The organism is Methylomonas sp. BW4-1 (assembly GCF_052474385.1).
This window is the reverse complement of record NZ_CP184125.1, coordinates 2,040,692-2,065,705: the sequence shown is the minus strand read 5'-3', so window position 1 is coordinate 2,065,705 and position 25,014 is coordinate 2,040,692. Positions and strand designations below refer to the sequence as shown.

The 25,014-nt window shown below is 57.5% G+C and carries 13 protein-coding genes, 1 pseudogene and 1 riboswitch; of the genes and pseudogenes, 9 read left to right on the top strand and 5 right to left on the bottom strand.

Annotation, left to right across the window (positions count from 1 at the left end; translation table 11 throughout):
- The first annotated feature begins 1 nt into the window (after position 1).
- The 9 genes from ACH5Y9_RS09480 to ACH5Y9_RS09440 all read left to right on the top strand — a co-directional run bounded on the left by ACH5Y9_RS09480 (position 2) and on the right by ACH5Y9_RS09440 (position 15,727).
- Complete coding sequence (locus ACH5Y9_RS09480) at positions 2 to 4,273, top strand: response regulator (protein WP_319961457.1); 4,272 nt, start codon at positions 2 to 4, stop codon at positions 4,271 to 4,273.
- A gap of 306 nt (positions 4,274 to 4,579) precedes the next feature.
- Positions 4,580 to 4,680, top strand: a riboswitch (guanidine-I (ykkC/yxkD leader).
- Between the two features lie 62 nt (positions 4,681 to 4,742).
- Positions 4,743 to 5,738: an ABC transporter substrate-binding protein gene (locus ACH5Y9_RS09475; RefSeq protein ID WP_445369418.1), complete on the top strand. Its 996-nt coding sequence runs from the start codon at positions 4,743 to 4,745 to the stop codon at positions 5,736 to 5,738.
- Between the two features lie 15 nt (positions 5,739 to 5,753).
- Complete coding sequence (locus ACH5Y9_RS09470) at positions 5,754 to 6,563, top strand: ABC transporter permease (RefSeq protein ID WP_319961455.1); 810 nt, start codon at positions 5,754 to 5,756, stop codon at positions 6,561 to 6,563.
- Positions 6,564 to 6,568: 5 nt separating this feature from the next.
- Positions 6,569 to 7,408: an ABC transporter ATP-binding protein gene (locus tag ACH5Y9_RS09465; RefSeq protein ID WP_319961454.1), complete on the top strand. Its 840-nt coding sequence runs from the start codon at positions 6,569 to 6,571 to the stop codon at positions 7,406 to 7,408.
- Between the two features lie 18 nt (positions 7,409 to 7,426).
- Positions 7,427 to 8,158 carry an urea amidolyase associated protein UAAP1 gene (locus ACH5Y9_RS09460; RefSeq protein ID WP_319961453.1) on the top strand — a complete coding sequence of 244 codons (732 nt, stop codon included), beginning with the start codon at positions 7,427 to 7,429 and terminating at the stop codon, positions 8,156 to 8,158.
- A 25-nt stretch (positions 8,159 to 8,183) separates the two neighbouring features.
- Complete coding sequence (locus ACH5Y9_RS09455; RefSeq protein ID WP_319961452.1) at positions 8,184 to 8,822, top strand: urea amidolyase associated protein UAAP2; 639 nt, start codon at positions 8,184 to 8,186, stop codon at positions 8,820 to 8,822.
- Positions 8,823 to 8,891: 69 nt separating this feature from the next.
- Positions 8,892 to 12,500, top strand: a complete 3,609-nt coding sequence (gene uca / locus ACH5Y9_RS09450) for an urea carboxylase (RefSeq protein ID WP_319961451.1) — start codon at positions 8,892 to 8,894, stop codon at positions 12,498 to 12,500.
- On the top strand, positions 12,497 to 14,305 hold the full coding sequence (gene atzF, locus ACH5Y9_RS09445) for an allophanate hydrolase (protein ID WP_319961449.1): 1,809 nt from the start codon (positions 12,497 to 12,499) through the stop codon (positions 14,303 to 14,305). The genes uca and atzF overlap by 4 nt, the downstream gene beginning before the upstream one ends.
- A gap of 120 nt (positions 14,306 to 14,425) precedes the next feature.
- Positions 14,426 to 15,727: a porin gene (locus ACH5Y9_RS09440; RefSeq protein ID WP_319961448.1), complete on the top strand. Its 1,302-nt coding sequence runs from the start codon at positions 14,426 to 14,428 to the stop codon at positions 15,725 to 15,727.
- A gap of 190 nt (positions 15,728 to 15,917) precedes the next feature.
- Here ACH5Y9_RS09440 and ACH5Y9_RS09435 read toward each other — a convergent pair whose 3' ends face one another.
- The 5 genes and pseudogenes from ACH5Y9_RS09435 to ACH5Y9_RS09415 form a co-directional block, all read right to left on the bottom strand.
- Positions 15,918 to 16,631, bottom strand: coding sequence for a rhomboid family intramembrane serine protease (locus ACH5Y9_RS09435; RefSeq protein WP_319961447.1), 714 nt, complete (start codon positions 16,629 to 16,631; stop codon positions 15,918 to 15,920).
- Complete coding sequence (locus ACH5Y9_RS09430) at positions 16,628 to 17,035, bottom strand: hypothetical protein (RefSeq protein WP_445369417.1); 408 nt, start codon at positions 17,033 to 17,035, stop codon at positions 16,628 to 16,630. Before ACH5Y9_RS09430 ends, ACH5Y9_RS09435 begins: the two co-directional genes overlap by 4 nt.
- 220 nt (positions 17,036 to 17,255) lie before the next feature.
- Positions 17,256 to 18,737: an efflux transporter outer membrane subunit gene (locus tag ACH5Y9_RS09425; RefSeq protein WP_445369416.1), complete on the bottom strand. Its 1,482-nt coding sequence runs from the start codon at positions 18,735 to 18,737 to the stop codon at positions 17,256 to 17,258.
- A 10-nt stretch (positions 18,738 to 18,747) separates the two neighbouring features.
- Positions 18,748 to 21,873 carry an efflux RND transporter permease subunit gene (locus ACH5Y9_RS09420; RefSeq protein WP_445369415.1) on the bottom strand — a complete coding sequence of 1,042 codons (3,126 nt, stop codon included), beginning with the start codon at positions 21,871 to 21,873 and terminating at the stop codon, positions 18,748 to 18,750.
- Positions 21,870 to 25,011: pseudogene (locus tag ACH5Y9_RS09415) on the bottom strand (MdtB/MuxB family multidrug efflux RND transporter permease subunit). The gene ACH5Y9_RS09420 and the pseudogene ACH5Y9_RS09415 overlap by 4 nt, the downstream one beginning before the upstream one ends.
- Between the last annotated feature and the right edge of the window lie 3 nt (positions 25,012 to 25,014).

Genomic DNA, 25,014 nt, shown 5'->3' with positions numbered 1-25,014 from the left:
CATGTCCCAGACGAATAACAGCAAACCGAGTATTTTGATCGTCGATGACGTCAACGAAAATCTGCATGCTTTATTGAGCATTCTGCGCGAAGACTACGCCATTCTTGCCGCGACCAACGGCGAAAAAGCCCTGGAACTGGCGGTGCGCGCCCCAGGCCCAGACCTAGTATTGCTCGACATCAAAATGCCGGGCATGGACGGTTACGAAGTGTTGCGGCGGCTGAAGACCGATCCTATGACGGCCGACATTCCGGTAATCTTCGTCACGGCCCTGTCGGAATCGGCCGACGAGGCCGCCGGCCTTAAATTGGGCGCCGCCGATTACATCACCAAACCCATCAATCCCGATCTACTGAAACAGCGGATACTGACGCAACTGGAATTGCGCCAATATCGCCGCAAGCCGCTAATTTACTTGAACGAACAGATGTTGATCAGAGCGGAGCGGCCGGCACTGCTGCTGGTTGACGATATGCCGGAGAATATCCACGAATTAGCCGAGGCGCTAAAGGAGGAATACCGCATCCTGGTAGCCAACAACGGCCGCAAGGCGGTGGAAATAGTGCTGGGCTCCCATCCGCCCGACGTGGTGCTGCTGGACATTCTGATGCCGGAAATGGACGGGTATGAAGTGTGCCGACGTATCAAGGCCACAGCCGTAGGCACCCGGATTCCGGTGTTATTCGTCAGTGTGGTGGACAAAACGGTGGACAAAGTGCGCGGCTTCTCGATTGGTGCCGCCGACTACATCACCAAGCCCTTTGACATCGACGAAGTGCGGGCGCGGATACGCACGCATTTGGAACTTAGCCGCTTGAACCATCATTTCGAGCAGTTGATTGAGCTGCACACCGCCGAGTTACAACACTTGGATTCCATCGTCTGCCGGTCTCCGGTGGTCGCGATAACCTGGCGCAATGCCGAGGATTGGCCGGTGAGTTACGTCAGTGCCAATATCGCGGATTGGGGTTATCGTCCGGAGGATTTGCGCTTGGGCAAAGTGAAGTATCTGGATTTGCTGCCGCCCGAAGACCGGTTTCGGGTCGAAGCCGAAGTCGCTCAACACATTGCCCATGGTCCGGACGAATATCATCAGGAATACCGCTTATTGCACGGCGACGGCCATTGGATATGGATTGATGAATTTACCCGGCTAAGCCGCAACGAGCAGGGCGAAGTGGAGTCCTTCGACGGTTTGCTGAATAACATCACCGCCCGCGTCGAAGCCGAGCTGGCTTTGCGGGAGCGGGAACATCAATTGCGGGTGATGGGCGACAATCTGCCGGACGGCTATGTGTATCGTTACCGAATCTGGCAGGACGGGCGGACGGCTCTGCAATACATCAGCGCCGGAGTGGAGAAACTGCACGGCTTGAAGCCCGCGCAACTGATCGAAGACATCAATCCGTTCTTTGCGCAAATGGCGCCTGAGTCGCTTCAGCAATACCGGGAAGAGGAAGCCGAGTGCCTCAGGGAATTAAAAGTCTATAAAGGCAGCGTGTTATTCAATCCGCCCGGCGGCCGCCAGTGCTGGATTGCATTTCGGTCCAGCCCAAAACGGCAAGCCGATGGCAGCGTGGTTTGGGATGGTGTGGGCGTTGATGTCACTCAGCGCATAGAGAACGAACAAAAGCTGATTTTACAGGCCCGGCGTGCGCAAGCTTTGTTGGAACTGCCAAAGGCGTCGGAAGACTTGAACGAGGCGGAATTCATCCGGCGCGGCATGCTTCTGGCGGAAGAGCTGACCGCCAGCCAACTGGCTTTTGTATACTTTATCAATCCTGACGAAGACTGTATGGAACCGGTGGCCGAGTCTCGAGCGCCGCAGGAATCAAGCGGGAAAACCATCGCGGACAGCCGTATTCTTCTCAGCCAAGCCGGTATCTTGGGTGAGTCCGTCAAAAATCGCCAACCGGCGGTTTTCAATAATATACCGGTCCATCTCCCTAAAGAGTTTGTCGTAACGGCCAATACAGAAGCCTTTTCCCGGCTTCCTGCTGCTGGTTTTTCCGATGCGCAGCCTGAATTGCGTCGGCTGATTTCCGTGCCGGTGATCGAGAATGGCAAAGTGGTGATGCTAACCGGTGTGGCGAACAAAGCGACCGACTATACCGAGCTGGATGTCGAAACCGTTCAGCTCATCTCGAACGCCCTGTGGCGCATCGTCCAACGCCAGCGCGTCGAGAAAAAAGCCGCCCGTTTCAGCCAGGTGTTGGCGCGTTCCACGAATGAAATCCATATTTTCGATAGCCAGACCCTGCGGTTTATTGATGTGAACCAGGGTGGGCGGGACAATCTGGGTTATTCAACACAAGAGCTTGAACAGATGACGCCGTTGGATATTAACCCTGAGCTAAATGAGGAGGCCTTTGAACAGCTGTGCGCGCCTTTGCGGGCGGGTAGCAAGAGCCGTTGCGATTTCTCAACGATACACCGGCGTAAAGACGGTAGCGAGTACCCGGTTGAAGTTCATCTGGAATTAATCGATGACCAGCCCCCATTATTTGTGGCCATCATTAACGATATGACGGAAACTCGGCAAATGCAGGAGCGCATCGTGCAATTATCGCGGTACGATCCGGTTACCGGTTTGCCGAACCAATTTTTCTTCGAAGATTTGCTGGCCGCCGCCATCGCGCAAGCCGAGCATCAGCAGCACGATATTGCCGTATTGCGTTTGGATATTGAAAATTTCCATACGATTGATGACACCTACGGTTACGAAATCGGCGATCAAACGCTGAAAATCATTGCCAACCGCTTGGTCAAGGCTGCCGGCAGCGAGGGCATCGTCACCCGGATGGCCAAGGACAATTTTAATATTGCCTGTTCGGACATCGATAGCCCGTCGGCAGCCGAACAATTTGCTGAAGCCCTGCGGGCGGCTGTGACGGAATCGGTGGTGCTGGCCCAGCATGAAATTCATCTGGAAGCCAAGATCGGTATCAGTTTTTATCCTTCAGATGCGAAAACGGCCAGCGAGTTGGTGCAACGCGCCGGGATTGCTTTAAATCACGCCAAAGCCGACAAGGTGTCCAGTTTTCGTTTCTTCAAGCAAGACATGAATGAGCGGTTACTGGCCAGAATCGCACTAACCAACGACATGCGCCACGCCATAGAGCGGGAACAATTTGAGCTTCATTACCAGCCTCAGGTCGATCTTGCCAGCGGAAAAATCATTGGCCTGGAAGCCTTGGTACGCTGGAACCACCCAGTGCAAGGTTTTATGCCGCCGAATAAATTTATCCCTTTGGCGGAAGAATCCGGCTTGATCGTGCCTTTGGGGGATTGGATTCTCAAACGCGCCGTATCGCAAGCCAAGGAATGGCGGGATGCCGGGCTAATCCCTGAAGGCTTTACCGTCGCTGTGAACGTCTCTGCCATACAAATGCAGGCGGGTGGCTTGGTCGATTTGCTAAAGCAGTTATTTGCTGACACCGATTTGCCGGCCCGTTATATTGAATTAGAACTCACCGAAAGTTTGTTGATGACGAATGTAAGCGAGACCCTGACGCTGTTGAAACAGCTGAAGGACCTGAGCATTCAGCTGTCGATTGACGATTTCGGCACCGGCTATTCCTCGCTTTCCTACCTCAAACAATTCTCGGTGGACAAGCTCAAGATAGACAAAAGCTTTATCGACAATGTGGTCACCGATTCGAACGATGCGGTGATTGTCCAAGCCACTATCGCCATGGCGCACAGCTTGGGTCTGGCCGTCATCGCAGAAGGAGTGGAAAGCCAGGGGCAAACCAGTTACCTGAGAAGGCTGCGCTGCGATCAGATACAGGGTTATTATTTCAGTCGGCCGTTGCCCGGCGCTGAGATTCGGCAGCTATTGCAGGCCGGAACCCTACTACGTTTACCTTCGGATGAACAAAAACCGCAGGTTCTTATTGTGGACGACGAACCGTATATCATGTCGGCGCTGAAGCGCTGCTTGTGGCGGGATGATTATGAAATTTTGACGGCCGGCAGTGGCCAAGAAGCACTGGAGTTGTTGGCCAATCATCCGGTTATGGTGATTATTTGCGATCAACGTATGCCGGAAATGACCGGTACGGAGTTTTTGTCGCGCGTTAAAATCATGCATCCGCGGACGGTGCGAATGATTATTTCCGGCTATTCCGATTTAAACACTATCACTGAGGCCGTTAACAAAGGCGAAATATACAAATTCCACAAAAAGCCTTGGGACGACGATGAATTACGCAACGACGTTCGGGAAGGCATCGCGCGTTATTACGCCTCTGAAAACATCAGGTCATTGTAGCGGCTTGCAATCGGCGATTTTGTGTAATCCGGCAAAGGGAAATACGACATCTTTGCTGGGCAAGATGTTGTTTAAAACAAGGCCTTTCGCAAACCGGCCAAAACGCCAATAAGTAAGCTTAATTAGAATTTTGCGCACCAAGTTGGATCTGATTTTATTTTTGCTTGCACCACTAAAACGCAAAACGCTGGATTTTGCAGGCGGTGTTATTTTATATATTGTTGATTTATATATAAATTTATGTATGGCATACAGCTTGCTGTATAGAACTACAACACGTGAGGCGCGATCATAAAAGCGCCTTAACAAAATGGTGACTAGGGTTCCGGCTCGATTTCGAGCGTCAGCGACCGAGAGTTGCCGGCTTCTTTCGGGGAGCTACACGGCGGGATAAAAGCCCGGGAGGTCAGACGGTTTTATAAACCGGTCCGCCTCTACGTGTAGCTTTTCAACCCGACTGGAGCTACTCATGACATCTACTTCCTCCCACTGCCTGTCCCGATTAATTGCGCTTGTCCTTGCTGCGGCATTTTTTTGCTTGTCTAAACCGACTGCCGCCGAGGTAAAGGTCGGCGTCAGCGACTGGCCCGGCTGGGTGGCGTGGTATGTCGCCGAACACAACGGCTATTTCAAAAAATACGGCGCCAAGGTCAAACTGGTCTGGTTTGCCAATTACACCGACTCCATCTCGGCCCTGTCGGCCGGCCAACTGGATGCCAATTGCCAGACCTGGTCGGACACCATGGCGCCGCTCAGCAAGAACGTGCCGGTCAAAGCCATCCTGGTCAACGACAACTCCGACGGCAATGACGCCTTGATGGTCAATTCGGCCATCAAAAGCTTCGCCGATCTGAAAGGCAAAACCATCGCCCTCGAACAATATTCAATTTCCCACTTCGTGCTCGCCACCGCCTTGAGTAAAAACGGCCTGAGTTTCGACGACATCAAAACGGTAAACCTGTCGGCCGGCGACGCGGCGGCAGCTTTCTTGAGCGGTCGAGTCGATGCGACCGTGGTGTGGAATCCCTGGGTCAATAATATCCAGGCCAGCGGCAAGGGAGCGGCGCTGTTCACATCCAAAGATATGCCCGGCCTGATCCCGGATTTGCTGGTGGCTAGAGTCAAAGCCATCGAAACCCATCGTGCTGAGTTGGTCGGCATGATCAAAGCTTGGCAGGATACCCAACGCTTTATCCGCGTGCAGCCCGACCAAGCCGTTGCCGTCATGGCCAAAGTAGTCGGTATGAAACCGGACGCCTACAAAGTGTTTCTGCCCGGCACCCGCTTCTTCACATTGGAAGACAACCTGAAAGCCTTGGGACCGGCCAGTGAACCGGCGTCGTTGGCGGAGGTCGGCCCGACCATCGCCGCGTTTTTGAAGGACAACCGCTTGATCGACAGCGTGCCGGATTTAGCGGTCGGCGTCGATGCTTCATTGGTGGCCGAAGCGCTCGCCGCTCATTAGTTCGGGGTGGCGACGATGACTGGCAACTTAAATCCGCGCCGACCATTGTGGGCGATACGCGGCAGTTTGGAACGGCGTACGCATTGGCTGATTGCAATCAGCGGTTTGCTGTCGGCGCTGCTGGCTTGGTGGTGGGCCTCGGCCGGCGGCGCGATAGACCCGGTATTTCTGCCGACGCCGCCTTTGGTGTTGGACAGCGCCTGGGCATGGCTGCACGACGGCGATTTGCTCGGCGACGTGGCGATCAGCGTTTACCGGGTGGTGGCCGGGTTTTTATTGTCGGCGGTGCTCGCGCTGCCCTTGGGCGTGCTGGTCGGTACCTATGCGCCGGTCAAAGCCCTGTTCGAACCCTTGACCGACTTCATCCGCTACATGCCGGCCGCCGCCTTCATTCCACTGGTGATGCTGTGGGTCGGTATCGACGAGGGCGCCAAGATCGCGATTATCTTCATCGGCACCTTTTTTCAAATGCTGCTGATGATCGCCGAAGACGTAAGGCGGGTGCCAATGGAGCAAATCGAAGCGGCGCAGACCATGGGCGCCGACCGCGACGAAATCGTGATGCGGGTGATCATGCCGTCGGCCAAACCGGCGATTTTGGATACCTTGCGGGTGACGATGGGCTGGGCCTGGACGTATCTGGTGGTGGCCGAGCTGGTGGCGGCCAACTCCGGTTTGGGTTTTGCGGTGCTGAAGGCGCAACGCTTTTTGCAAACCGACAAAATCTTCGCCGGCATCATTCTGATCGGACTGTTCGGACTGGCTACCGACCAATGCTTCCGCTGGGCGCATCGCCGCAGCTTCCCTTGGCTGTACCGGAGATAGCAGCGATGACGAATCCCATCATTCAAATCCGCAACTTGCAAAAACGCTTTGCCGCTAACGGCGCGGACATCGTCGCCTTACAGGACGCCGATCTCGACATGGCGCCCGGCGAGTTCGTCACGCTGGTCGGCGCATCCGGCTGCGGTAAATCGACCTTGCTGCGCATCGTCGCCGGCCTGGAGCCGGCCAGCGGCGGTAGTGTCAATGTCGACGGCCTGCCTATCGCCGGCCCCGGCATCGACCGCGCCATGGTGTTCCAGCATTACAGCTTGTATCCGTGGTTGAGCGTGACCGACAACATCAAGTTCTGCCGGCAGTTGAAAGTGCACCGCGACGTATCGACGCTGAGCGATGTCGAGTCCGCCGAAGGCCGGGCCGACGCCCTGATCCGCTTGATGGGGCTAAGCCACGTCGCCAACGCCTATCCGAATCAGTTGTCCGGCGGCATGCAGCAGCGGGTGGCGATTGCCCGGGCTTTGATGGCGCGGCCGCGCATCCTGCTGATGGACGAGCCGTTCGGCGCGCTGGACGCCCAGACCCGCGAGGTGATGCACGATCTGATCCTGCACGTTTCCATCCTGGAAAAAACCACGGTGCTGTTCGTCACCCACGACGTGGAAGAAGCGATTTATCTGGCGCACCGGGTGGTGCTGATGGCGCCGCGACCGGGACGCATCGCCGCGGTGCACACGGTACCGCTGCCGGATCACCGCGACCAGGACATGAAGCAGAACCCGGAATTTATCGCTTTAAAAAAACAAATTTTGGCCGGCATCCGCGACACCTCCGGCATGCAGACCGACTACGAATTGCTTGAGCGCCTGGGCCAGGTTCCGGCGCCATAAACCTATTAGGAGACCAACATGACTTTAGCTGCAATCAATCCTGCAAACCTGCTTTGGAGCGAGACCTTGCCGGGCGGCGCCCATACTTCGTTCCGGATGCGGCGCGGCAACCGGCTGCGCTTGACCGACAGCGAAGGCGGCACCAACTTGTCGGCTTTGTTCGTCAACGACGACGAACGCACCGAACGCTACAACATGGCAGACACTTTAAAAGCGCAACATACGTTTCATCTGACCGAAGGCTTTGTCTGCTACTCGGACATGGGCCGGGTGTTGTGCTCGCTTACCGCCGACACATTGGGCTGGCACGACACGGTGTGCGGCGTATCCGACGCCGCGCAAGTTCTGACCAAATACGGCACGGCCAATTATCAAAGCCATAGAAATGCGATGTATCGCAACGGCCGCGACAGTTTGTTGATCGAACTGGAGAAATGGGGGCTGGGCAAGCGCGACTTGGTCGCCAACGTCAATTTCTTCAGCAAGATCGCGGCCGACGCGGACGGCAACCTGCAATTTCAAACCGGCTATTCAGTCCCCGGCAGCCAAGTCGAATTGCGCTTCGAAATGAATACCCTGGTGGTGCTGAGCAGTTGCCCGCATCCCTTGGACCCCAATCCGCATTACCAGCCCAAACCGGTGCGGTTAGAAGCTTATCGCGGCACCTTGCCGGACCAAGACGATAAATGCCGCAATTTCCGCCCGGAAAACGGCCGCGGCTTCAGCAATACCGAACGCTATTTTCTGTAATCACCGATCTAACGAGGACGAAACCATGCCCATCGTCGAGAGCACGCTCGATCCGAGCAACGCCATTTACGATTACACCTTGCCGGCCGGCGAACCCTGGCTGCATACCATCAAACAAGGTCAGACCTTCCGTATTCTAGACCTGGAAGGCAACCAGGCGGTCGATACTCTGTTTTACAGCGCGGCCGACCATGAAGAACGCTATAGCGCCAGCGACACGATACGCCACCAGGGCAATCTGTACCTGAGCGCCGGCACTGAACTGATGTCCGGCGAGGGTAACGTTCTATTGACTATCGTCGCCGACACCTGCGGCCGCCACGACACCTTGGGCGGCGCCTGTGCCGCAGAAAGCAACACGGTGCGCTATGCCCTGGACAAAAAGCACATGCACAGCTGCCGCGACAGCTTTCTATTGGCCATCGGTCACGCCGACTGCGGCCTGGCCAAGCGCGACATTGCCAGCAACATCAATTTTTTCATGAACGTGCCGGTCACGGCTGACGGCCAGCTGACCTTTGCCGACGGCATTTCCGCGCCGGGCAAGTACGTGGAAATGCGGGCGGAGATGGACGTCATCGCGCTGATTTCCAATTGTCCGCAGTTGAACAACCCGTGTAACGCCTACAACCCGACGCCGGTGCGCCTGCTGATCTGGGATTGAACCGTAATCCGCGCCGGGACGGCCCGGCGTTGGCAAAGCAAGGCGGGACGGCCCGCCAAACGAGGATTCATGTTTAACAAGGTATTGATCGCCAATCGCGGCGAAATCGCCTGCCGCATCATTCGGACCTTAAAGCAATTGGGCGTCGCCAGCGTCGCGGTATATTCCGAAGCCGACGCCCATGCTATGCACGTGCAACAAGCGGACGAAGCGGTCTGCGTCGGCGGCGCGGCAGCGGCCGACAGCTATTTGCGCGGCGAGCGGATTTTGGCAGCGGCTTTAAGCTCCGGCGCCCAGGCCATCCACCCCGGCTACGGCTTCTTGAGCGAGAATGCCGAATTCGCCGAGCAATGCGCCGCAGCCGGCATCGTCTTCATCGGCCCGACGCCGGAACAGTTGCGCCGCTTCGGTTTGAAACATACCGCCCGCGAAATCGCCCAAGCTTGCGGTGTGCCGCTGCTGCCCGGCACCGGTCTATTGGCGGACATAGAGCAGGCTTTGCAAGCGGCGGCCGACATCGGCTACCCGTTGATGCTGAAAAGCACGGCCGGCGGCGGCGGTATCGGTATGCGCTTGTGCCGCAACGACGCCGAACTGCAAGAGGCCTTTGCCGTGGTGCAGCGCTTAAGCGCGGCCAATTTTAAAGACAGCGGCCTGTATCTGGAGAAGTTCATCGAACGCGCCCGCCATATCGAGGTGCAGATTTTCGGCGACGGCGCGGGCCGGGTGATCCATTTAGGCGAACGCGATTGTTCGGTACAGCGCCGCAACCAGAAGGTGATCGAAGAAACCCCCGCACCGGGCCTCAACGAGGCGACGCGGGAGGCGCTCTATCGCCATGCCCTGGCACTGGGCGAGGCGGTAAATTACCGTTCCGCCGGCACCGTCGAATTCGTTTACGACCAGGACAGCGGCGAATTTTATTTCCTGGAGGTCAACACCCGGCTGCAAGTCGAACACGGCGTGACCGAGCAAGTCACCGGCACCGACTTGGTAGCCTGGATGCTGCGGCTGGCGGCCGGCGACAGCACGTTTCTGGATCAGTACCGGCACGCGCCGCAGGGCTGGGCTATGCAGGTCAGGGTTTACGCCGAAGACCCGAATAAGAACTTCCAGCCCTCGGCCGGTTTGTTGACCGATTGCCGTTTTCCGGCCGGCGTCCGGGTCGATCATTGGCTGGAGAACGGCCTGGAAGTCACGCCTTATTACGATCCGCTGCTGGCCAAAGTCATCGTCCACGCCGGCGACCGCGAACAGGCGCTGGCGCAAATGGATGCTGCTTTGGCCGATACCCGCTTGGCCGGCATCGAAACCAATCTGGCCTATTTGCGGCAGATCGTCGCCGACGAGGTATTCCGCGGCGGCCGCCAGATTACCGCTTATCTGGCCGGCCTGACTTACCTTCCGCGCACGCTGGACGTGCTGGAAGCCGGCACCCAAAGCATGATTCAGGATTATCCGGGCCGCCTGGGTTATTGGGACGTCGGTGTACCGCCGTCCGGGCCGATGGATATGTTGGCTTTTCGCTTGGCGAACCGGATTTTGGGGAACCCTGAGGATGCGGCCGGCCTGGAAATGGCGATCAACGGCCCCTGCCTACGCTTCAATTTCGCTACCCGCATCGTCTTGGCCGGCGCGGCGATGCAAGCCGAGTTGAACGGTCAAGCCGTACCCTATTGGCAGGCAATTGCGGTTGCGGCCGGCGACGTATTGAAACTGGGCACTATCGCCGGCCTGGGTTGCCGCGCTTATCTGGCGATCCAAGGCGGCTTCGACGTGCCGGAATATCTGGGTAGCCGCGCCACCTTTACCTTGGGCCAGTTCGGCGGCCACGGCGGTCGGGTGCTGCGGGTCGGCGACGTGTTGCCGGTCGTAGCGGAAGCCGCCATGGCCGAGGAAGTCGTACCGAATTCGGCCGCGCTACTGGTTTATTCCGAGCACTGGCAGATCGGTGTGTTGTACGGCCCGCACGGCGCGCCGGACTTTTTTACCGACGAGGACATAGACGAATTTTTCGCGACCGACTGGGAGGTGCATTACAACTCCAACCGCACCGGCATCCGCTTGACCGGCCCGAAGCCGCGTTGGGCCCGTAGCGACGGCGGCGAGGCCGGTTTGCACCCGTCGAACATTCACGATAATGCCTACGCCATCGGCGCGGTGGATTTTACCGGCGATATGCCCGTGATACTGGGTCCGGACGGTCCCAGCCTGGGCGGTTTCGTCTGCCCGGCCACCGTGGTTGCGGCCGAACTTTGGAAGCTGGGCCAATTGAAGCCCGGTAATACCGTGCGATTTATCCGTTTGAACCGCGAACAGGCCGCGAGTCTGGATGCCCAAGTCGAGCGGGCTTTAGCCGATCCGGCCCATGCCGTGTTACCGGATCTGCCGGTAACAACAAGCGTCGAGGAAAGCTGCATTCTTGCTCAGGTGCCGGCCAATATCGAGCAGGTTGCAGTGACCTATCGCCAAGCCGGCGACCGCAATCTGCTGGTCGAATACGGTCCGCTGGTACTGGACATCAATCTGCGCTTTCGGGTGCATGCCTTGATGACCTGGCTGCAACAACGCAGCATCGCCGGCATCGTCGATCTGACACCGGGCATCCGCTCCTTGCAAGTGCATTACGACCGCCGCCTGCCGCTGGACGAATTAATGCGGATTTTGGCGCAAGCCGAAGCCGAATTGCCGGCGATCGAAGATATGGCAGTGCCGACCCGCATCGTCCATCTGCCGCTGTCCTGGGACGACCCGTCCACCCAACTGGCCATCGAAAAATACATGCAATCGGTGCGCAAGGATGCGCCGTGGTGTCCGAGCAATATCGAGTTTATCCGCCGCATCAACGGCCTGGACAGCATAGAGCAGGTCAAGGACATCCTATTCAACGCCAGTTATCTGGTGATGGGCTTGGGCGACGTCTATCTCGGCGCGCCGGTGGCGACGCCTATCGATCCGCGCCACCGCTTGGTGACGACCAAATACAACCCGGCCCGCACCTGGACCCCGGAGAATGCGGTCGGCATCGGCGGCGCTTATATGTGCGTCTACGGCATGGAAGGTCCGGGCGGCTACCAGTTCGTCGGCCGCACCGTGCCGATGTGGAACCGCTACCGGCAAACCGCCGATTTTCGCGACGGCAAGCCGTGGCTGCTGCGCTTTTTCGATCAGATTCGCTTCTTCCCGGTATCCGCCGAGGAATTGCTGCGTTACCGGCAGGATGTAATCAGCGGCAAGCTCAAGCTGGACATACGTGATGAAACCTTTAGTTTGCGCCAGTACAACGACTTTCTGCGCAAACACGCCAACGAGATCACCGAATGCAAACAGCGCCAGCAAGCGGCCTTCGACGCCGAACGCGAACGCTGGGAACAAGCCGGGCAAGTGTATGCGGATGATCAGGCGGTCGCGGCGGCGGCCATCGATACCGAACTGGATTTGCCGGCCGGTGCCCGTGCGGTGGCCAGTCATATTGCCGGCAACGTCTGGCAGGTTTTGGTCCAGGCCGGCGATAGCGTCAAGCAAGGCGACACCTTGGTGGTAGTCGAGTCGATGAAAATGGAATTCCCGGTAACGGCACCGGCAGGCGGCACGGTCTGGAAAGTGTTTTGCAATGAAGGCGCTCAAATCAGCGCCGGCCAGGATTTGCTGGTGCTGCAGGCCGGGGAGGATGCATGAAGACCTGGAGCGAATTGCCGGAGGTACTCAGCATCGCCGGCCTTAGCCAGGCTTACCGGGAAGGCGCGCTAACGCCGACGGCGCTGGTGGACATGCTCTGGCAGCGTCTGGAATCCGCGCCGGCGCACGGCGTCTGGATCAGCCGTTTATCGCTGGCGCAGATGCGAGCTTACGCTGCGGCTTTAGTGGACAAATCGCCGGACGACTTGCCCTTATACGGCATTCCGTTTGCGATCAAGGACAACATCGATCTGGTCGATTTGCCGACGACCGCGGCTTGCCCGGCCTATGCCTACCAGCCCGAGCAATCGGCGTTCGTGGTGCGGCAATTGATCGCCGCCGGCGCGATTCCGGTCGGCAAGACCAATCTGGACCAGTTCGCGACCGGCTTGGTCGGTACCCGCTCGCCCTATGGTGTGTGCCGAAACAGTTTCGATCCGGCGTACATCGCCGGCGGCTCCAGCTCGGGTTCGGCGGTTGCGGTGGCGACCGGTCTGGCCAGCTTTGCCTTGGGCACCGACACCGCCGGCTCCGGCCGGGTGCCGGCCGCGTTCAATAATCTGGTCGGCGTCAAACCGACGCGGGGCTTGTTAAGCACATCCGGCGTGGTGCCGGCCTGCCGCAGCCTGGATTGCGTATCGATCTTCGCGTTGACGGCCGCCGACGCGGAACGGGTGCTGCGCGTCGCTAACGTTTACGACGTGGAAGACGCCTATAACCGCCCCGACCAAGCCTTGCCGGTGCCGCCGGGCTTTGCCGGCCGTTTCCGTTTCGGCGTGCCGAAACCGGAGCAACTGCAATTTTTCAGCGACGAAGCGGCCGAGGTCTTATTTAAGGAGGCCGTCGCGCAACTAGTCGAACAAGGCGGCAGCGCCGTCGAAGTGGACATCCAGCCCTTGCTGGATGCCGCCGGCTTGCTCTACGCCGGACCCTGGCTGGGCGAGCGTTATCTGGTGGCCGGCGAACTGTTGCAGACCAACCCCGAAGCCTTATTTCCGGTGACGCTAGGCATTCTTGCCAACGGCGCAAACTTGTCGGCCGCTGACGCCTGGCGCGCGTTTTACCGCTTGCAGGAATTGAAGCGGCAAAGCGACGCGCTCTGGCGGCAGATCGACGTATTGGTCACGCCGACTACCGGCACCATTTATCCGATTGCCGCCGTCGAAGCCGAACCGGTCGAATTGAACAGCCGGCTGGGCTATTACACCAATTTCATGAATCTACTCGACCTCAGCGCCATTGCGTTGCCGACGGGTTTTCGCGGCAATGGCCTGCCGTTCGGTATCACGCTGTGCGCGCCGGCCTTTGCCGACCGGGCTTTGCTGGCGTTGGCGAAACGGCGCGCGCAATCGGCGCCGCATACATTGGGCGTCTCCCAAATCTTAAGCACAGAATTTTCCGCAGTGGACAGCGACGACGCGGCTGGCTTTGTTCGGGTTGCAGTGTGCGGCGCGCATCTATCCGGCTTGCCGCTGAACCCTCTGTTGACCGGCCGCGGCGGCGTGTTGCTGCAAAGCACGCACACCGAGCCGAGCTACCGGCTTTACGCATTGCCGGACGGCAAGCGGCCGGGCATGGTGCGTGCCGAACCCGGCGCGGCGATTGCCGTCGAGGTGTGGGCTTTGCCGATTGGACGCTACGGCGAATTCGTCGCCGAAATCCCGTCGCCTTTGGGTATCGGCAGCGTGCAGTTGCAGGACGGCACTAGCGTGCAAGGCTTCGTTTGCGAAGCCGCCGCCGTGCGTGAGGCGCTGGACATTACCGATTACGGCGGCTGGCGCGCCTATCTTGCTCGTCCCGACTAAACCGCCGGTTTTAGCCGTTTAAATTTTCATAACCCCAACCAATTAAGCCGGATTTTCCGGCTGGCGGGAACGCTTGCGCCCGAAAAACTTCGACGATTCATTTTTCGACAGGAGAACACCATGTCACACTCATCTTTCCGAACCCGCGAATGGCTGTATGCCGCACCGTTACTGTTGGCGATGTCGCCGTTGCCGGCCGAGGAACGCGCCGGTTTATTGAACGGCTTGTCGCTGATTAACGACTTACCCTGGATGAAAGCCGCCGGCTTGCGCGTCCACAGTTGGGCCGATGCCGGTATCGTTTACAACGCCAACGACCCCGGCGACGGTTACAACGGCACCGTGGTGTTTGCCGACCGGGCCAACGAGTTCAATCTGCACCAACTGGGCGGCGAGTTGATCCGCGACGTCAATACCAGCGGCGACCATTGGGACGTCGGCGGCAAGCTGACTCTGATGTACGGCAGCGACGCCCGCTTCAATACCATCAACCCTTACGGCGGCGGCCATTGGGACAATCGCTTGATCGGTTCCGACGAGCGCTTCTACAAACTAGCGATCCCGAATGCCTATCTGGATATTTTTACGCCGATAGGCAAGGGCCTGACCACGCGCATCGGCCGGTTTTACACGATCATGGGTTACGAGACTGGATTGTCGCCGGATAATTTCTTCTACACCCATCCTTATACCTTTCAATACGGCGAGCCGTTTACCCATTTCGGCATGACCACCACCTATCCGGTCCATCAAAATCTGAGCGTGACACTGGGTGCGGTGACCGGCGGCCACACCAAACTAAACGGCGTGCTGGACGGCAACGGCGCTTGGGACGGGTTCGATAAAAACATGGAAAACTGGAATTTTCTGGGCGGTGCGACCTGGACCAGCGACGATGCGGCAACCTCGTTTACCGCGACGCTGATTACCGGCGACGTCAACAGCGACAACAATTTGCGCGAATTCCAGCGCCAGACCGGTATCAATAAGCGCGACGACCGCACGTTTTACAGTCTGGTTCTCCAACATAACTTTACCGAACGCTGGCATTACGTGCTGCAGCACGACCACGGCATCGAACAACAACACCCGCTGAATAATTTCGCCGACGCCGAATGGTACGGTATTCATTCGCAATTGAAATACGACGTATCCGATACGGTGGGCGTGGGCCTGCGCGGCGAATGGTTTAGGGATGACGACGGCGTTCGGGTGGGCCAAATGTGCCCCAGTTGCGCGGTGCTGGCGACCGGGCCGGCCAATTATTATGCGGCGACGCTAGGGGTAAACTGGAAGCCGGCGAAATGGTTGATGCTGCGGCCGGAAGCGCGTTACGACTGGTCGGAAGGCGTCGATGCTTACGACGAACGCAATAAAGACAGCCAGTTTATTTTCGGCGCCGATGTGGTGGTTACTTTTTAGGGGCTGTTGCCGTTTTTCAAACAACAGCTAAGCAAACGATGCCACGACGGTTGTTTACGGACGAATGTTGGAAGCAATTCAAAGCCAACCAGTGATTAACCCGGCCCTTGAGGGCATTATCGAAGGGCACACCACTCTGGGTTTCTGCGAACTCAGCCCCAACGGTGTAAGCTTGGTAAATAGGGTCGGGTTAATAATTTGCCAGCCTGGGCTTGTCGGCTGTTTTTCTAGGTCTCAAACGGCAATAAACGATAGCTCCCAGCGCGCCCAGGGCATGACCGTAGTAATCGATCTTAAATTGCAATTGCCCGTTTGCCTTTGATTCCATGCTGTGTCCAACGGACAGCCACACCAAAAATACGCTACAGATCAGTACCGCATACAGCCATTCTTTGCTGCTCAGACCCTCCTGGTCGGTGAAGTAAGCGGCAGCCAGACCGAATACGCCGCCGGAAATACCGCAGATTGCTATCGGCTCCGAGTAGAACAGGATTGAGGGGATAGAGGACAGGCTGGCTACCAGCAACACCATTAAAAATCGGCCAGAGCCGACTTGTCGTTCGTAAGCCGCAGCGATGCCCAAGCCGGCTACATTGGTCAGGACATGTGGAAAGTTAATGTGGATAAATAAATGCGTAATGGCTTGCAGCGGCCATAAAATCGCCGCTGCCGAAATATTGTTTAATGCCAATAAACGATAAAGCTGTTCATCAACCTCATTAAAACCAAAGTCGCTGGTCACTAGAAAAATACTAAAAAGCAACAAACCGGAAAACAACGACGCTTTAATTTGCTTAAAGTTTTCCAAGAAAGTCAGCGGGGCGTCTTTCAGGCTGCTCGGCGATGGTCTGTAAAACAGCAGCAGCGCGGTATAGGCTGCCGTCACAATAAAAAACAAAATCATTTAGCGACGGCAATGTGTTGTTCAATATGTTTTTGCGTGGCCTCATCAAGCTTGGCTACTTTTTCCACGCCTTTTAGTTGCGCTTTGATATAGATATTTCGGCCGTTTTTAAATGCAAATTTCATCGGCCTTTGCAGCACGCCCTTGCCGATTTTCACGGTGGCAATTTCATTGAAGGCAAAAAAGTCGTCGCTGGCGAATTTTCCCAATAAGTTTAAACGATGAAAATGGATACCTTTTTGGGTAACCGCAATGAAGTACTGCTTCATGCTGAATACAGCCAGCGGGCCGATTATAAAAAACAGCCACAGCTTGAAAGGTTGCTGGGCGATGAAAAATCCGACTAGAGAATCGCCCGACATTAAATTTTTCAGAATATGCGCCTTCGCCGCTTCTTTGTTCATGAAGGTTCCTTGTGGTCAATGACATAAATATTTGCGTGCATTCGGCTGATGCCCGCCGTGGCCGGTTCTTAAAAGCTTAACGGCTAAACCGAACTGCCGATAAATGTAGTCCAAGCAAGAAGGGTGTCAACGGATGGGCGGGTGTTTGGCGCAGGACGCGCCCCGCTTCGCCAGTTCAGCCCGAAGCGAGTACCCGTGTTAAATAAGGCCGGGTTGATAATTAATCCACCAGCGGCAAAATCAAATAGTCGGTCCATTTGCGGTCACCATCAGCTTCATCTTCAGAGGGAACCAAGGTTTCATTCCAGCCGCCGCCCAGGGCTTTGACCAATAACACGGAGGCCGACAAACGCTGCCCGAGCAATTGCACAGCGGTTTGTTGATTGGATAGCGCCGCGGTTTGCGCCGTTATCACGTTGATGTAGCTGACCGTGCCGGCTTGATATTGATTGTTGGTCAGGGCCAAAGCCTGTTTCGCAGCGGCGACGGCTTTGTCTTGCACTTGGGTTTCTTCATCCAGGATACGCAAGGCGGCCAGATTATCTTCCACCTCTTGAAAACCGGTCAGCACCGTTTGCCGATAGGCGGCGACGCTGGCGTCGTAGGCGTCTATCGCCTGTTTATACTGGGCATTCTTGGCACCGCCATCGAACAAGGTCAAAGCCAATCCGGCCGGTCCCAAGGACCAATAGCGGCGGGCCATCGTGAACAAGGTGTCTGCGGTAGGCGACTGAAAACCGTTGGTCGAAGCCAGATTCAGCGTCGGAAAATACGCCGCTTTGGCGACACCGATCTGGGCGTTGGCGGCGGCGATTTTACGTTCGGCGGCGGCGATGTCCGGGCGGCGTTCCAACAATTCCGACGGCAGGCTGACCGGAACGCCCGGCGGTTGCGCATTCAATGGCGACACCGCCAGTGCCAATTCCGCCGGCGATTTGCCTATCAGTACCGCGATGGCATGTTCTAGCTTGGCACGCTGCACGCCCAGATCGATAGATTGGGCACGCACGGTTTCCAATTGAGTTTCCGCTTGCACCACATCGGCCTTGGCTACCACGCCGACGGCATAGCGGTTTTTGGTAATTTCCAGGGTTTTTGTAAAAGCCGTCACTGTTTCATCCAATAAGGCTTTTTGGGCGTCCAGTGTTTTCATTTGAAAATAACTGTCCGCCAATGCCGATTGGCTGGACAAAATCAGGGCATGCAAAGTCGCGGCGCTGGCCTGCGCATTGCTAGTGTTGGCTTCCACCTGGCGGCGCACGCTGCCCCATAAATCCGGCTCCCAGGCCACGCCGACCGCCTGACCGAACAGGTTGCGCACCCCGCCCACCGCGACGTTCTGGCCGGTGGCGGCGCGGAAGCGGTTGAAGGTGCCGGTCAATGTCGCCACCGGCAGCAAGGACGATTGCACCGATTGCACCAGATGCTGGGCTTGCCGATATTGGGCTTCGGCCTGGATGATGGACTGGTTGGCGGCGGCAACCTGTTCTTCCAGTTCGTTTAGTTTGGGGTCGTTAAAAATCTCCCACCATTTGCCGGGCAAACCGGTATCGCGCGGTTGGGCCTGTTTCCAGCCTTTTACTTCTTTAAACTCTTCGGATACATTGGCTTGCGGACGGACATAATCCGGGCCTACCGTGCAGGCAGCCAAGGGCAAGGTCAGTAAGGAAGCAAGCAAAGGTGGGTTTATTCTTAAACGCATGACTATCGGTTTAGATGGAATGTGGCGCTGGGCTGGCGGCGCGGTTGGAAAAACGGCCGTGCAGCCACAGCCTGAACCGGTCGAGGTACAAATAAACGACCGGCGTCGTGTACAAAGTCAAAAGCTGGCTGAAAATCAGGCCGCCCACGATGGAAATCCCCAAGGGCTGGCGCAATTCTGCGCCGTAACCGCTGCCCAAAGCCAGCGGCAGGGCGCCGAACAGCGCGGCCAGCGTGGTCATCAGGATGGGCCTGAAGCGCAGCATGCAAGCCTGAAAGATCGCTTCCCGCGAATCCAGGCCGCGCTCGCGCTCGGCCAGCAGCGCAAAGTCTATCATCATGATCGCATTTTTCTTGACGATGCCGATCAGCAAAATCACCCCGATCAAGGCAATGATGCTGAACTCCTTGTCGCAAGCCATCAAGGCCAGCAAGGCGCCGACACCCGCCGAGGGCAGGGTGGATAGTATCGTCAACGGATGTATCAGGCTTTCGTAGAGTACGCCCAGCACGATGTAAATGCTGATCAACGCGGCCAAAACCAGCCAGGGCTGGCTGCGCAAGGCTTCCTGAAACGCCTTGCCCGAGCCTTGAAAACTGCCGGTAATGGCAACCGGCAGGCCAATGTCGCGCAAGGCCTGGTTAATAGCGGCATCGGCCGTGGACATTGAAATGCCCGGTTTTAAATTAAACGACAATTCGGTCACGGCAAACTGGCCTTGATGATGCACCGATAGCGGCGCATTGCTCGGCGCGAAGCCGGCCAAGGCCGACAACGGCACTTGCTTGGGCTGTGCCAGCATGCCGTCGGTGCCGGTTCGGCCTGGCGCACTGATATACAGTTGTTTCAGGCTATCCGGCGATTGCCAGTACTGCGGTGCCAGTTCCATCACCACCCGGTATTGATTCAACGGATTGTAAATCACCGACACCTGGCGTTGCCCGAAGGCGCTGTTCAGGCTGTCGTCGATCAAGGCCTCACTGACGCCGTAACGCGCGGCCAGATCGCGGTTGACGGTCAGGCCGATTTGTTCGCCCTTGTCCTGCTGGCTGGTGCTGACATCGCTCAATTCCGGCAGCCGGGCCAAGGCGGCTTGTACCTTGGGCGTCCATTCCCGCAACAAATTCAGATCGTCGGCCTGCAAAGTGTAATCCAGCATCCCAAACGACATGCGTCCGCCAATCCGCAGCTCCTGGGCCGGAAACATATGCAAACTGGCGCCGGGCACCCGGCCCGCGGCCTTGCGCAAGCGCTCCATCACCACCTCGACGCCGTCGCGCTGTTCGTGCGGAATTAAGGTAACGAAAATCCTTGCGCTGTTGCTGCTTTGCGAACTGCCGGCAAAGCCCGCGACATTAGCGACCGCCGGATCTTTTTGCAAAATATCGGAGATTTGTGCGAACTGCTTTTGCAAGATTTGGAACGAAGTGTTTTGATCGGTTTGAATCTCGCCCAGCAAGCGGCCGCCGTCCTGGGTCGGGAAGAAGCCTTTGTCGATAGCGCCGTACAAATAAACGTTTAAAGCGATGGTCGCCAGCAACAAGCACAGCATGATGCGGCCGTGGCGCAAGGCCCAGCTCAGGCTGATCCGGTAGATGTTCTGTATCCAATCGAAAGCCGCGCCTATGCCGTGATAGACGGCGCCATGCTCTTTGGCTTCCTTACCCAGCCAGCGCGCGCACAGCATGGGGGTGATGGTCAACGAGATCAGCAAAGAAACCAGCACCGCCGCCGACAAAGTCACCGCAAATTCCCGAAACAGCCGGCCAGGCACGCCACCCATCAGTAAAATCGGCAGGAACACCGCCACCAGCGACACACTCATCGCCAATACGGTGAAGCCCACTTCCTTGGCGGCCAACAGCGCCGCACGGAACGGCGCCACGCCTTCCTCGATATGCCGGTTGGTGTTTTCCACCACCACAATCGCATCGTCCACTACAAAGCCGGTGGCGATGGTCAAGGCCATCAAGGTCAGGTTGTTGATACTAAAGCCGCACAAATAAATCACCGCGCAAGACCCCAGCAAAGAGGCCGGCACCGCGACGATGGGCACCGCTGCCGAGCGCGGATTGCGCAGGAACACCAGCACCACCAGAATCACCAGTAACACGGCGACGAACAAGCCGTGTTCGACTTCTGTAATGGATGCACGGATGGATAAGGATCTATCCACCACCACCGAGAGTTCGATATTGCTCGGCAGCGCCGCCCGTAAAGCTGGCATTACCGCCAGCACTTGATCGACGGTCTGAATCACATTCGCCAAGGGTTGTTTGCGGATAATCAACAGCACCGAAGGCTTGCCGTTTTTGGCACCGGTATTGCGCAAATCTTCCACAGAATCGACCGCTTCGCCCAGATCGGCAATCGTTACCGGGGCGCCGTTGCGATACGCAACAATCAGCGGCAGATATTCCTCGGCTTTGCGGGCCTGGTCGTTGGCTTGAATCTGCCAGCGGGTGGTGGCGCTTTCCAGTACGCCCTTGGGCCGGGTGACGTTGGTTTGGGCGATGGTGTTGCGCACGTCTTCCAAGCCAATGCCGTATTTACTCAAGGCGTTGGGGTTCAGTTCCACACGCACCGCCGGCAGCGCCGCGCCGCCGATTTGCACTTGGCCGATGCCGGGAATCTGGGAAATTTTTTGCAGCAAAATCGTCGAAGCCGAGTCGTACATTTGACCGCGCGTGAAACTGTCCGAGGTCAGCGCCAAAATCAGAATCGGCGAGTCCGACGGATTATCGCGCCGGTAGCTGGGCCGATTGGGCATATTGCTGGGCAACATGCTGGCGGCGGCGTTGATGGCGGCCTGTACGTCGCGGCAGGCGCCGTCGATGTCGCGATTTAAATCAAATTGCAGCGTGATCTGCGTTGAGCCCTGGGAACTGCTAGAGGTCATTTCCGTGACACCGGCGATGCGGCCCAGCGCGCGTTCCAATGGCGTGGCGACGGTCGCGGCCATGGTTTCGGCGCTGGCGCCGGGTATTTGCGCCTGCACCGATACGCTGGGAAAATCCACTTGCGGCAGCGAGGAGATAGGCAGGTTTAAAAACGCCAACACGCCGCATAAGGCAATGGCAATCGTCAATAAAGTGGTGGCTACCGGGCGGCGGATGAATAATTCGGACAGGTTCATGGCTGGCTTGGGTCCTCTGCTACGGGTTCCACTGGATTCAGCCCCAGACCTGCGTTAGCCCGCCGCGCCAGCCGGTCCATGGCCAGATAAATCACCGGCGTGGTGTACAGCGTCAACAATTGGCTGAGCAGCAAGCCGCCGACCATGGTGATACCCAGCGGATGGCGCAGCTCCGAGCCAACGCCGCTGCCCAGCATCAACGGCAAGGCACCCAATAGCGCGGCCAGGGTGGTCATCAGAATCGGCCGAAAGCGCAATAAGCACGCTTGAAAAATCGCTTGCTCGGGCGGCAGGTTTTGCTTGCGTTCGGCTTCCAAGGCAAAGTCGATCATCATGATCGCGTTCTTTTTGACGATGCCGATCAACAAAATGATGCCGATGATGCCGATGATGCCCAAGTCACCGCCGGAGACTTGCAAAGCCAGCAAGGCGCCGACGCCGGCCGAGGGCAGGGTGGACAAGATGGTGATGGGGTGGATGTAGCTTTCATAGAGCACGCCCAGCACGATATACACGGTAACAATCGCCGCCAGGATCAGCCACAAAGTATTGCCCAGCGAGGCTTTGAAGGCTTGCGCGGCGCCCTGGTATTCGCTGCGGATGGCTAGCGGCAAGTCGATCTCGCTTTTGGCGGCATCGACGGCGGCGACCGCGTCGCCCAGCGCATAACCAGGCGCCAAGTTGAAAGACACCGTGGTTACCGGGAATTGATCCAGATGGCTGATCGCCAGCGTGGTTGGCCGCTCCGATAGTTCGGCGATGGCCGACAACGGCACTTGCGTGCCATTGGTTGAAGGTATCCGCAATTCGTTCAAGGCTTGCGGACCGGTCTGTTCAGCCGGGTCGACTTCCAATACCACTCGGTACTGATTGGCCTGAGTGAAAATGGTCGAGACCAGGCGTTGGCCGTAGGCACTGTATAAGGCGTTGTCCACAGCAGCGGTAGTGACGCCGAGGCGGCTGGCGGTGGCGCGGTCGATCTTCACAAACACCTGGCGGCCTTGGTCCTGCACGTCGCTGACCACGTCGGCAAACTCCGGCCGGTCTTGTAAAGCCTCCACCAGCTTGCCGGTCCAGCGGTTCAAATCGTCGATGTCGGCGCCTTCCAGGGTAAATTGATATTGGGTGCGGCTGACCCGGTTTTCCATTGTCAAGTCCTGCACCGGTTGCAAATACAACACGCTGCCGGGCGATTCGGCCAGACGGGTTTTCAAGCGGGCGATAATTTCGTTAGCCGATGGGCGTTGATCGTGCGGCTTTAAGTTGATTAAAAACCGGCCGCTATTGGGCGTGGCGTTGACGCCATCGACGCCGATAAATGACGACAGACTTTCCACGGCCGGATCTTCCAGTATGAATTTAGCCAGCTTTTGCTGTTGTTCGGCCATGGCCGGAAACGAGACGCTTTGCGGCGCTTCGGAAAAGCCCTGAATGATGCCGGTATCCTGGCTGGGGAAAAAGCCTTTGGGTATCCACACGTACATCGCCGCAGTCAATGCCACGGTGACGAAAAACACCAGCAAGGTCGCCGTTTGCCGTTGCATCACCCAACTCAGGCTGCGGCCATAGGCCTTGATCAAACGGCCGAACCAGTCGTCGCCGATTTCGTCTTCGCTATGGTTGCCGGTGCCGGGGCGTAGCAGTTTGGCGCACATCATCGGCGTCAGGGTCAAGGACACCACCGCCGAAATCAAGATCGCCACGGCCAAGGTAATCGCAAATTCCCGGAATAAACGGCCCACCACATCCGACATGAACAGCAGTGGAATCAGTACCGCCACCAGCGAAAACGTCAGCGAGATAATGGTAAAGCCGATCTGCGAGGAACCTTTCAAAGCCGCTTGCAACGGCGCTTCGCCGCGTTCGATGTAGCGGGAGATGTTTTCGATGACCACGATGGCATCGTCGACCACGAAGCCGGTGGCGATGGTCAACGCCATCAGGGTTAAATTGTTGATGCTGAAATCGGCCAGATACATCGCCGCAAAGGTGCCCACTAAAGACAGCGGCACCGCGACGCCGGGGATGATGGTCGCTGGAATGTTGCGCAGAAATAGGAATATCACCATCACTACCAGCGCCACCGCCAGCAATAGCTCGAATTGCACATCATGCACCGAGGCGCGAATGGTGACGGTGCGGTCGGTTAATGCTTTGACGTCTATGCCGGGCGGTAGCGAGGCTTGCAGTTTGGGCAGCAATTCTTGGATGCTATCCACCACTTCGATCACATTGGCGCCGGGCTGACGCTGGATGTTGACGATGACCGCCGCGTTGTCGTTGGCCCAGGCGGCCAGACGCACGTTCTCGGCGCCATCGACAACTTCGGCGACGTCCGCCAGTTTGACCGGCGCGGCATTTTTGTAAGCCACCACCAACTCGCGGTATTCGGCCGGCGAACGCAATTGATCGTTGCTGTCTATCGTCGCGGCGCGGGTCGGGCCGTTGATCGAGCCCTTGGGTTGGTTGACGTTGGCGGCGGCAATCGCGCTGCGCAGGTCTTCCAGGCTGATGCCGTAAGCGGCCAGCGCTTTGTGGTTGGCCTGGATCCGCACCGCCGGCCTTTGGCCGCCGCTGATGCTGACCATGCCGACGCCGGGCAATTGGGCGATTTTTTGCGCCAGCCGGGTATCGACCAAATCCTCTACCTTAAATAAAGGCAGCGATTTGGCGCTGACCGCCAGGGTCATGATCGGCGTATCGGCCGGATTGACCTTGCTATAAATTGGCGCTTGCGGCAAATCGTCGGGTAAAAAGTTGGCGGCGGCGTTGATCGCGGCTTGCACGGTTTGCTCGGCAACGTCCAGGTCCAAGTGCAAGTTAAACTGCAAGGTAATCACCGACGCGCCACCCGAGACTGGTGGAGCTCATTTGCGTCAAGCCCGGCATTTGCCCGAACTGGCGTTCCAGCGGTGCGGTAACGATGGAGGTCATCACTTCCGGACTGGCGCCGGGATACAGAGTAGTAACCTGGATGGTCGGATAATCGACCTGCGGCAGTGCCGAGACCGGCAATAGCCGATAAGCCAGTATGCCCACCAGCAACAAAGCCACCATCAACAAAGAGGTGGCGACCGGCCGCAGGATGAATAAGCGCGAAGGATTGAAGCCGGCCTTACCCGGATCGCTGAGACTCATGGC

Coding starts and splice junctions, on each gene's coding strand:
- uca (WP_319961451.1), top strand. CDS start 8,892: ATGTTTAACAAGGTATTGATCGCCAATCGCGGCGAAATCGCCTGCCGC.
- ACH5Y9_RS09435 (WP_319961447.1), bottom strand. CDS start 16,631: ATGATTTTGTTTTTTATTGTGACGGCAGCCTATACCGCGCTGCTGCTG.
- ACH5Y9_RS09470 (WP_319961455.1), top strand. CDS start 5,754: ATGACTGGCAACTTAAATCCGCGCCGACCATTGTGGGCGATACGCGGC.
- atzF (WP_319961449.1), top strand. CDS start 12,497: ATGAAGACCTGGAGCGAATTGCCGGAGGTACTCAGCATCGCCGGCCTT.
- ACH5Y9_RS09465 (WP_319961454.1), top strand. CDS start 6,569: ATGACGAATCCCATCATTCAAATCCGCAACTTGCAAAAACGCTTTGCC.
- ACH5Y9_RS09420 (WP_445369415.1), bottom strand. CDS start 21,873: ATGAACCTGTCCGAATTATTCATCCGCCGCCCGGTAGCCACCACTTTA.
- ACH5Y9_RS09460 (WP_319961453.1), top strand. CDS start 7,427: ATGACTTTAGCTGCAATCAATCCTGCAAACCTGCTTTGGAGCGAGACC.
- ACH5Y9_RS09430 (WP_445369417.1), bottom strand. CDS start 17,035: ATGAACAAAGAAGCGGCGAAGGCGCATATTCTGAAAAATTTAATGTCG.
- ACH5Y9_RS09455 (WP_319961452.1), top strand. CDS start 8,184: ATGCCCATCGTCGAGAGCACGCTCGATCCGAGCAACGCCATTTACGAT.
- ACH5Y9_RS09475 (WP_445369418.1), top strand. CDS start 4,743: ATGACATCTACTTCCTCCCACTGCCTGTCCCGATTAATTGCGCTTGTC.
- ACH5Y9_RS09440 (WP_319961448.1), top strand. CDS start 14,426: ATGTCACACTCATCTTTCCGAACCCGCGAATGGCTGTATGCCGCACCG.
- ACH5Y9_RS09480 (WP_319961457.1), top strand. CDS start 2: ATGTCCCAGACGAATAACAGCAAACCGAGTATTTTGATCGTCGATGAC.
- ACH5Y9_RS09425 (WP_445369416.1), bottom strand. CDS start 18,737: ATGCGTTTAAGAATAAACCCACCTTTGCTTGCTTCCTTACTGACCTTG.